The organism is Actinomycetospora sp. (assembly GCF_036497585.1).
GTDB lineage: Bacteria > Actinomycetota > Actinomycetes > Mycobacteriales > Pseudonocardiaceae > Actinomycetospora.
The window spans coordinates 1-9,232 of sequence record NZ_DASXJD010000088.1 but is presented as its reverse complement, the minus strand read 5'-3'; the positions used below and the strand labels follow the sequence as shown (position 1 = coordinate 9,232).

Here is a 9,232-nt window from a genome sequence, read left to right as displayed (position 1 = left end):
CCTGCGGCCGGGCCCTCGGCGAACCCGACCGCGACAGCTCGATTGAGCGCGACGACCGGGTTCGGCCACCGCTCCAGGAGCACGTCGTAGAGCCCGACGATCTCGGTCCAGTCCGTGTCGGCGAGTGAGCGCGCCTCGTCGTGCACGGCCGCGATCGCGGCGAGCAGGGTGTACCGCGATACCGTCCCCGGCCGGGACCGGGCCATGCCCTCCCGGGCGAGCAGGGTGCCCTCGGCGATCATGGCGAGGTCCCACCGGGAGCGGTCCTGGTCCGCCAGCAGCGTCAGCGACCCGTCCGGGCCGACCCGGGTGTCCCGCCGCGCGTCGGTGAGCAGGACGAGGGCGAGCAGCCCCGCCACCGCCGGCTCCTCGGGGAAACGGGCGCGCAGCAGCCGGGCGAGGTCGTGGGCCCGGTCGACGAGGTCGGCCCGCACCAGGTCGTCGCCGTCGGGCGCGGTGTGGCCCGTGGTGAGGACGAGGTGCACCACGGTGAGCACCGCGCCCAGTCGTTCCGGCATCTCGGCCGGCCCGGGCACGCGGTAGGGGACGCGGGCCGTCGCGATCTTCTTCTTCGCCCGGGTGATCCGGGCCGCCATCGTCGCCTCGCCGACGAGGAACGCCTTCGCGATCTGTGGCGTGGTGAGCCCGCCGAGCAGGCGCAGGGTCAGGGCCACGCGCGCCGGCTCGGCGAGCGCCGGGTGGCAGCAGGTGAACACCAGGGCGAGCAGGTCGGTCTGCTCGGGCTCCGGGTCGTCGGGGGCGGCCTCGTCGGTGACCAGCAACGGCAGGGCGCGCACCGCGACGTCGTCGCGACGGGCCCGGTCGAGGGCGCGGCGCCGGGCCGCCGTGGTCAACCACGCCCCGGGCCGGGCGGGAACCCCCTCGTCCCGCCACGCGACGAGGGCCTGCGCGTACGCCTCCTGGACGCACTCCTCGGCGAGATCGAGGTCGCGCGTGACGCGCACCGTCGCGGCGAGGACCGGGCCCCACTCGTGACGGTGCGCGTCCGCGAGGGCCTCCTCGGCGGAGCGGGAGGCGCCGGCCACGTCAGGAGGTCGGGACCAGGGGCCGGACCTCGACCCCGCCGAACACCGCGGGGACCTCGCGGGCCACCGCGAGGGCGGCGTCGAGGTCGGGGGCCTCGATGAGGTAGTAGCCGCCGAGGGCCTCCTTGGTCTCGATGAAGGGCCCGTCGGTCGCCTCGGCGTCGGCGCCGGGGGAGTAGTCCGGGCCCTCGTCGCGGCCGCGCAGGCTCGTCGCCGTCGCGGCCGGGGCGAGCTGGGCGCCGCCGCGGATCACGTCGGCGTGGGCGGCGTAGAACTTCCCGTGGGCGGCAGTCAGGTCGTCCGGACGGGCCGCGTCGTAGGCGGCCTCGTCGACGTAGAGCAGGAGCAGGTAGCCGGCCATGATGTCTCCTTCGGTGCCGGTGGGCCGCGGCGTTTCCGGGCCCTCATCATGACGTCGCGCACCGATCCCGGGAATCGACAACGCTGCGGGTGGGAACCTCGGAACGTGACCACGACTGCCGGGAACACGAAGGCCTACGCCGACTCCAGCGGCTCGTTCACGCGCCGCGGCCCCCGCTTCACCGACCGGATCCTCGCCTCGCCCACGCAGGACGGCGAGTGGCCCGTCGAGCCCGGCCGGTACCGGCTCTGCGTGTCGCTGGCCTGCCCGTGGGCGCACCGCTCGGTCATCGTGCGCCGGCTCATGGGCCTCGAGGACGTGCTCTCGATGGGGATCACCGACCCGCTGCAGGACGACCGGTCGTGGCGGTTCACCCTCGACGAGGGCGGCGTCGACCCAGTGCTCGGCATCCGGTACCTCGAGGAGGCCTACCTCGCGCGGGACCCGGAGAACGGCACGGAGAACGGGGTCAGCGTTCCGGCGATCGTCGACATCGCGACCGGGCAGCTCGTCACCAACGACTACCCCCAGATCACGATCGACCTCGGCAAGCAGTGGGCCGCCCACCAGCGTCCCGGGGCGCCGGTGCTCTACCCCGACGAGCTGCGCGACGAGATCGACGAGATCAACTCCGGCGTCTTCCACGACGTCAACAACGGGGTCTACAAGGCGGGCTTCGCCACCACCCAGGCCCGGTACGAGGAGGCCTACACCGCGCTGTTCGCCCGGCTCGACGCGCTCGACGAGCGGCTGGAGAACCAGCGGTACCTCGTCGGCGACCACATCACCGAGGCCGACATCCGGCTGTTCACGACGCTGGCCCGGTTCGACGCGGTCTACCAGGCCCACTTCAAGTGCAACCGGCAGAAGCTCGCGGAGTTCGGCGCCCTGTGGGCGTACGCCCGGGACCTCTACCAGACCCCCGGTTTCGGCGACACGGTCGACTTCGACCACATCAAGCGCCACTACTACATGGTCCAGACGACGATCAACCCGACGCAGGTCGTACCGCTGGGCCCGGACTCCTCGGCGTGGCTGACCCCGCACCACCGCGAGGAGCTCGGCGGCTCGCCGTTCGGGCCCGACGGGACGCCGCCGGAGCCCCTGGAGCACCCGCTGCGTCCGCTGGGCCCGATCGACATGTGAGGCCAGTGGGTAGTCGATGGGTGTGAGTGCACCGAAGACCGTCGCCGAGCACGTCCTGGACCGCCTCGCCGCCTGGGGTGTGCACCGCTTCTACGGCTATCCCGGGGACGGCATCGGCGGGATCTTCACCGCGTTGCCCGAGCGGGACGACGCCGAGTTCGTCCAGGTCCGCCACGAGGAGACCGCCGCCTTCGCCGCGTGCGCGGACGTGAAGTACGGCGGCTCGGCGATCGGCTGCTGCGCGGTCACCGGCGGGCCGGGGGCCATCCACGCCCTCAACGGGCTCTACGACGCCAAGCTGGACCACCAGCCCGTCGTCGCGCTGCTCGGGCACACCGCGCAGACGGCGCAGGGCGGCGGCTACTACCAGGAGGTCGACCTCCCGTCGCTGTTCGCCGACGTCGGCGGCTACGTCGCCGAGGTCAAGGACCCCTCGCAGGTCCGGCACATCGTCGACCGGGCCTGCCGGACCGCGCTCGCCGACCGCACCGTCGCCGTCGTGATCCTGCCCAGCGACGTGCTGGAGGAGAAGGCCGTTCCGGAGCCGCCCGACGCCCACGGCTACTACCGGACCTCCGCGGTCCCCTCGTCCGACCCCGGAGCACCGCCGCCGGACGCGCTGGTGCGCGCGGCGGAGGTGCTCAACAGCGGGGAGAAGGTCGCGATCCTCGCGGGGGCCGGCGCGCTCGGGGCCTCCACCGAGCTCACCGAGGTCGCGAACCGGCTCGGCGCGGGCCTCGCCACCGCGCTGCTGGGCAAGGGCGTGATCGACGACCGGTCGCCGTGGAACACCGGCGCCATCGGCCTGCTGGGGACGACGGCGTCGTGGCACCTCATGCGCGAGTGCGACACCCTGCTCATCGTCGGCTCGACGATGCCCTACACCGAGTACTACCCGGCGCCGGGACAGGCGCGGGCGGTGCAGATCGACGTCGACGGCTCGCGGTGCGGCATCCGCTACGACACCGAGGTCAACCTCACCGGCGACGCCGCCGCGACCCTCTCCGGGCTGCTGCCGCTGCTGCGCGAGCGGGACAGCGCGCGATGGCGCGCGCACGTCGAGCGCTGGAGCGCGACCTGGGACTCCTACTCCCAGCAGCGCGCCCACGAGCACACCACCGCGCTCAACCCCGAGCTCGTCGTCCGGGAGCTCTCCGACCGGCTGCCCGACGACGTCCAGGTCGCCGTCGACTGCGGCACGGCCACCTCCTGGTACGCCCGCGACCTGGGGCTGAAGCCGGGCCAGCGGGGCTCGCTCTCGGGAACGCTGCTCTCCATGGGCGGCGCGATGCCCTACGCGATCGCCGCCAAGACGGCGCACCCGCACCGCCCCGTCGTCGCGATGATCGGCGACGGCGCCATGCAGATGAACGGCGTCAACGAGCTGATCACGGTCGCGCGCTACTGGAAGACCTGGGCCGACCCCCGGATGGTCGTCCTGGTGCTCGCCAACGACGACCTCTCCTACGTCTCGTGGGAGACCCGCGGGATGCTCGGCAAGGCGCCGGACCCGCAGTCGCAGTCGGTGCCCGACGTGCCCTATGCCGAGTGGGCCAAGCTGCTGGGGCTGGACGGCGCGACGCTGTCCGAGCGCTCCGCCGTCGGCTCGGTGTGGGACCAGGCGTTCGCCGCGGACCGGCCGTTCGTCGTCGACGCGAAGGTCGACAAGGACATCCCGCTGGTCCCGCCGCACGTGACGCTGCAGCAGGCGCTCAACACCGCCCGCTCGCAGGTCTCCGGCGACGCCGACGCGCTGTCGATCATCGCCAACGGCGTCCGGGAGACCGTCGGGGCCAAGGCGCGGTCGCTCCTGGGGCTGGCGCCGAAGGAGTAGGGACCGGCACCTACGGTGGGGTCATGGCTGTCACCGTCGAGAACGCCGAGGACCTCACCCGCTCGCCCGGGGCGTCGGTCACCCCGGACACGCTGCCGAACGACCTCGACATCACCGACCTCGTCGTCGGCGAGGGCAAGGAAGCGGGCGTGCGGGACACCGTGCAGGTCCAGTACCAGGGCATCCGCGTGGCCGACAGCGGCGAGTTCGACTCGTCGTGGGGCCGTGGCGCGACGCCCGTCGAGTTCCCGCTCGGGCAGGTCATCGACGGCTTCAAATTGGGGATCTCGGGCATGCGCGAGGGCGGGCGCCGCATCCTCGTCGTGCCGCCGCACCAGGGCTACGGCGCGCAGGGCGCGGGCGGCGTGATCCCGCCGAACGCGCACCTCGTGTTCGTCGTGGACCTCGTCAAGGTCGGTTGAGCTCCGGTCTTGTGCGTGCGTTTCCGTGTCTGGACACGGCAGCAACACAGCACGCCGACAGGGCACGCACGAGGCGCCGTCAGGCGCCGAACGTCGCCGGCTGGCCCGTCGCCTCGAGCACCGACATCCACAGGTCGCCGTCCGGGTCGACCTGGTTGCGGTGACCGGTGATGAGCGCCATCGGCACGTGCACGAAGCGGCGCCGCCAGCGGACGACGACCGTCTGGGTCCGCCCCGCCATCGCCGCGTGCACCGCGGCGTGGGCGAGGCGGACGCAGTAGACGCTGTCGTAGGCGTTCGCGGAGACGGACCGGATCGCGTACGAGGGGTCGAGGTAGCGCACGGTGGGCGCGAGCCCGACCTCGGTGAGCTTCTCGGTGATCCGCTCCTTGAGGAACAGCCCGATGTCGCCGAGCTTGTCGTTGCCCGAGGCGTCCTTGGTGTCGTCGCGGTCGAGCAGGTGCTGGCCAGCGCCTTCGGCGACCACGATCACCACCTGCCCGTGCTCGCGCAGGTGGTTCTCCACCCGGCACAGCAGCCCGTCGTCGCCGTCGAGGCCGAAGGGCACCTCGGGGATGAGCACGAAATCGGCGTCGTTGACCGACAGGGCCGCGTAGCAGGCGATGAAGCCCGAGTGGCGGCCCATGAGCTTGACGATCCCGACGCCGTTCTCCGCGGCCTGGGACTCGATGAACACCGAGGCGATGAAGTCGGTGGCCCGCGCGAACGCCGTCTGGAACCCGAAGCTCTGGTCGGTGTAGGGCAGGTCGTTGTCGATCGTCTTCGGCACCCCGACGACCGCGATGTCCAGGTCCCGCTGGTCGATCCGCTCGACCAGCGCCATCGCGCCCCGCATCGAACCGTCGCCGCCGATGACGAACAGCACGTCGACGTCGTGGATCAGCAGCGAGTCGACCATCTCGTCGGGGTCCTGCGCGCCGCGCGAGCTGCCGAGGATGGTGCCGCCGTCGTTGTTGATGTCGCGGACGGCGTCGAGGGTCAGCTCCGTCACGGCGTTGCGGGAGTCCTTGGACAGGCCCTTGAACCCGTTGCGGAACCCGACGATGCGCTTGACCCGGTAGTGCTCGGTGAGCTCCTGGACGATGCCGCGGATGACGTCGTTGAGTCCCGGGCACAGCCCGCCGCAGGTGACGATCCCGACGGTGGTCTCGGCCGGGTCGAAATAGATCTGCTTGCGGGGGCCGGCGGCCTCGAAGCTCGGCACCTGGTCGATCGGCACGCCGTGGGAGAGCAGCACCGACACCGTGTCGTCGACGAGCACGCGGTCGTCCTCGGCGACGTAGTGCGGCGAGGTGCGCTTGGTGGAGAGCATCTCGGCGAAGGGCGAGTCGTGCTCGCACGCGCCGAGCGACCGGACCCGGAGGTCGTCGAGGGCCAGCGACATGGGCGGTCCGTCCGTAGCGGGGGAGGCAGGGTCTGTATCGATCCCGAGCCAGGGTAGCGGCACGCCGACGGGCCGTCCTCCCACGTTAGACGAGCGGGGTGCCACCCGATGCCCCTAGAGTGCGCGCTCACTCGCGGTACCAACGAGTACCGCACCCCGAGACGAGGAGGTCGACCGTGGCGGAGAAGGCGCCCGACGTGGTGGTCAGCGAGGTCGTGGACGCACCGCCGTCGAAGGTGTGGGAGCTGGTCGGCGACCCCTCCCGCATCGGCGAGATCTCGCCCGAGACCTACTCGATCCGCTGGCTGGGCGGCGCGAGCGGCCCGAAGCCGGGCGCCCGGTTCGTCGGGTGGAACCGCAAGGGCCTGCTGCGCTGGCCGACGACGAGCACGATCGCGGAGTACGAGCCCGAGCGCACCATCAGCTGGGACGTCGACGTCGTCGGTCAGAGCGTCGCACGCTGGAGCTTCACCCTGGAGCCCGAGGGCGGGCGCACGCGGGTCGTGCAGCGCTGGCAGGACAAGCGCACCCCGATCGCCGCGATCGTCGGGAAGGGCCGCACCAGCGACAGCCCGTCGCACAACAAGGCGGGCATGGAGCGCACCCTCGCGACGGTGAAGCGCCGCGTGGAGGGCTGAGCCCCGCGCAATACGCACTTCTCCCCATGGAGGCGGTCGCCGTCGCCGAGCACGGTCGGTGACGGCGCCCGCTCCACCACTCGACCCCCGGGCGTCGAGGGGGGAATCGTCATGGCACCGATCCGACCGCACGGTCAGGGAGTCCGGGGCCTCGGCCTGGCGCGCACGTCAAAGATCTTCGGTGGCCGCTTCGGCCGGATCTTCCGTGCCCTCCCGCCCGCGGACTTCGGCGCGACGGACGACGCGTCGCAGGCCGCGCTGACCAAGCTCGGCGCCGCGATGAGCGCGCCACCGGACCCGGTCAAGGACGGTCCGGACGCCGAGGAGAGCGGCATCCCGGCCGTCTTCACCTACTTCGGCCAGTTCATCGACCACGACCTGACGTTCGACCCGGTCAGCAGTCTCCAGCGCCAGAACGACCCCGAGGCGCTCGTGGACTTCCGGACCCCGAGGTTCGATCTCGACAGCGTCTACGGGCGGGGGCCCGACGACCAGCCCTACCTCTACGACGGTTCCGGCCGCCGGTTCCTGCTCGGTGACCAGCTCACCGGGAAGGCCCTCGGCGTCGACCTCTCCGCCCGCGACCTGGCCCGGAGCGCCGGCAACCCCGCCCGCGCGATCATCGGGGACCCGCGCAACGACGAGAACGTCATCGTCTCGCAGTTGCAGGGTCTGGTGCTGCGGCTGCACAACACGATCGCCGACGACAACCCGGCGCTGACCTTCGCCGAGGTCCAGCGGGAGGTCCGCTTCCACTACCAGTGGGTGGTGCTCAACGACTTCCTGCCGAGCCTGGTGTCGAAGGAGGTCATCGCGCAGGTGCTGCCGCACGTGGGCGCCGGGACCTCGATCGCCGACGACGGCCCGGTCCTGGACTTCTACCACTCGCACGAGAACGCCTTCATGCCGCTGGAGTTCTCGGTCGCCGCCTACCGGTTCGGCCACTCGATGGTGCGTCCGGGATACCGTCTCAACGACGACATCGCGCCCATCCCGATCTTCCCGCCGGTGGGGGCGCCCTCGTTCGCGGGCCTGGGCGGCTTCGACCGCTTCCCCCCGGGCTGGGCCATCGACTGGGCGCGATTCGCCGATCTCGAGGAACGGCCGGTCGGCAAGGAGTTGCAGCCGGGCCAGACACCCGGCACCGACGAGATCGAGCGGACGCAGCTGGCCTACCGCATCGACACCGCCCTGGTGGACCCGCTGGCGCACCTGCCCGCATCGGTCGCCGGGGATCCGCCTCCGAGCCTCGCGCAGCGCAACCTCCTGCGGGGCTGGCGCCTACGGCTGCCGAGCGGTCAGGCCGTCGCCCGCGCGATGGGGGTCGTGCCGAAGCCGGACGGCGAGATCAAGATCGGCAAGTTCACCGGCGAGCGGGGGGACGTCCTCGGCGACGTCGTCACCGTGGGCGGCACCGAGTTCGCCGGGAACTGCCCGTTGTGGGCCTACGTGCTCGCCGAGACCGTCGAGGAGGACCGGACCTACCGGGCGCAGGGCGCGGGCGGGACCAACACGGTCACGAGCCGGGTCCTCGGGCCGGTCGGGGGGCGCATCGTCACCGAGACGATGGTGGGTCTGCTCGAGGACGACAGCAGCTCGTTCCTGAACGTCGATCCCCGCTGGACCCCCTCGCTCGCGGTGAACGGGACGTTCGGGCTCCGCGAGCTCGTGGCGGCCGCGATCAAGAAGCCGGTCTGAGCCGCGGCCGGGGAGACCGACCCGCGTCGGTGTCGGTCTCCCCGGCTAGCGTGGCGGGCGTGCGAGTGGCGACCTGGAACGTGAACTCCGCGAAGGCGCGCGAGCCGCGCTTGCTCGGCTGGCTCGACGAGCGCGCGCCCGACGTCGTGTGCCTCCAGGAGACCAAGCTCTCCGACGAGGCGTTCGAGGAGACGTTCGGGGTGCCGCTGCGCGAGCGCGGCTACGCGGTGGCCCACCACGGCGAGGGCCGGTGGAACGGGGTCGCGCTGCTGTCGCGCGTGGGGCTCGATGACGTCGTCGAGGGCCTGCCGGGCGGCCCCGGCTACCCGCACCAGGAGGCGCGCGCCGTCTCCGCGACCTGCGGCGACATGCGGGTCACCTCGGTCTACGTGCCCAACGGACGCGACCCGCAGGATCCGCACTACGCCTACAAGCTCGAGTGGCTGGCCGCGCTGCGCGACGTCGTCGAGGCGGGCGACCCGTCGACGACGATCGTCGCGGGCGACTTCAACATCGCCCCCACCGACGCCGACGTCTACTCGGTCGAGGCCTTCGCCGGGTCCACCCACGTCACCCCGCCGGAGCGCGACGCGCTGGCGGCGCTGCAGAAGACCGGGCTGCACGACGTCGTCCGCGAGCGGTGGCCCTCCGAGCGCGTCTTCAGCTACTGGGACTACCGCGG

The 9,232-nt window shown here is 72.3% G+C and carries 9 protein-coding genes; 6 read left to right on the top strand and 3 right to left on the bottom strand.

All coding sequences use genetic code 11. The features are described 5' to 3' along the window. A partial coding sequence (locus tag VGH76_RS07890; protein ID WP_331556080.1) for an RNA polymerase sigma factor occupies nucleotides 1–1,046 on the bottom strand: 1,046 nt, incomplete at its 3' end. A 1-nt stretch (nucleotide 1,047) separates the two neighbouring features. Next, entirely contained in the window at nucleotides 1,048–1,407 is a 360-nt protein-coding gene (locus tag VGH76_RS07885) for a YciI family protein (RefSeq protein WP_331556079.1), read from the bottom strand. A gap of 105 nt (nucleotides 1,408–1,512) precedes the next feature. Between VGH76_RS07885 and VGH76_RS07880 the strand changes: the two genes are divergently transcribed. The 3 genes from VGH76_RS07880 to VGH76_RS07870 are packed head-to-tail and all read left to right on the top strand — an operon-like array spanning nucleotide 1,513 to nucleotide 4,809. Then, complete coding sequence (locus tag VGH76_RS07880; RefSeq protein ID WP_331556078.1) at nucleotides 1,513–2,553, top strand: glutathione S-transferase family protein; 1,041 nt, start codon at nucleotides 1,513–1,515, stop codon at nucleotides 2,551–2,553. A gap of 22 nt (nucleotides 2,554–2,575) precedes the next feature. After that, entirely contained in the window at nucleotides 2,576–4,387 is a 1,812-nt protein-coding gene (locus VGH76_RS07875; protein ID WP_331556077.1) for a thiamine pyrophosphate-requiring protein, read from the top strand. Nucleotides 4,388–4,410: 23 nt separating this feature from the next. Next, nucleotides 4,411–4,809 (top strand): FKBP-type peptidyl-prolyl cis-trans isomerase, encoded by a 399-nt coding sequence (locus VGH76_RS07870; RefSeq protein ID WP_331556076.1) that lies wholly within the window; start codon nucleotides 4,411–4,413, stop codon nucleotides 4,807–4,809. 79 nt (nucleotides 4,810–4,888) lie between these two features. Here VGH76_RS07870 and VGH76_RS07865 read toward each other — a convergent pair whose 3' ends face one another. Beyond that, entirely contained in the window at nucleotides 4,889–6,214 is a 1,326-nt protein-coding gene (locus tag VGH76_RS07865) for an ATP-dependent 6-phosphofructokinase (protein WP_331556075.1), read from the bottom strand. Between the two features lie 176 nt (nucleotides 6,215–6,390). Between VGH76_RS07865 and VGH76_RS07860 the strand changes: the two genes are divergently transcribed. From VGH76_RS07860 to VGH76_RS07850, 3 genes are all read left to right on the top strand, one after another. Beyond that, complete coding sequence (locus VGH76_RS07860; RefSeq protein WP_331556074.1) at nucleotides 6,391–6,852, top strand: SRPBCC family protein; 462 nt, start codon at nucleotides 6,391–6,393, stop codon at nucleotides 6,850–6,852. Between the two features lie 111 nt (nucleotides 6,853–6,963). Continuing rightward, nucleotides 6,964–8,550 (top strand): heme peroxidase family protein, encoded by a 1,587-nt coding sequence (locus tag VGH76_RS07855; protein WP_331556073.1) that lies wholly within the window; start codon nucleotides 6,964–6,966, stop codon nucleotides 8,548–8,550. Nucleotides 8,551–8,600: 50 nt separating this feature from the next. Further along, nucleotides 8,601–9,232, top strand: a 632-nt coding sequence (locus tag VGH76_RS07850) for an exodeoxyribonuclease III (RefSeq protein ID WP_331556072.1), incomplete at its 3' end; no start/stop codon positions are given.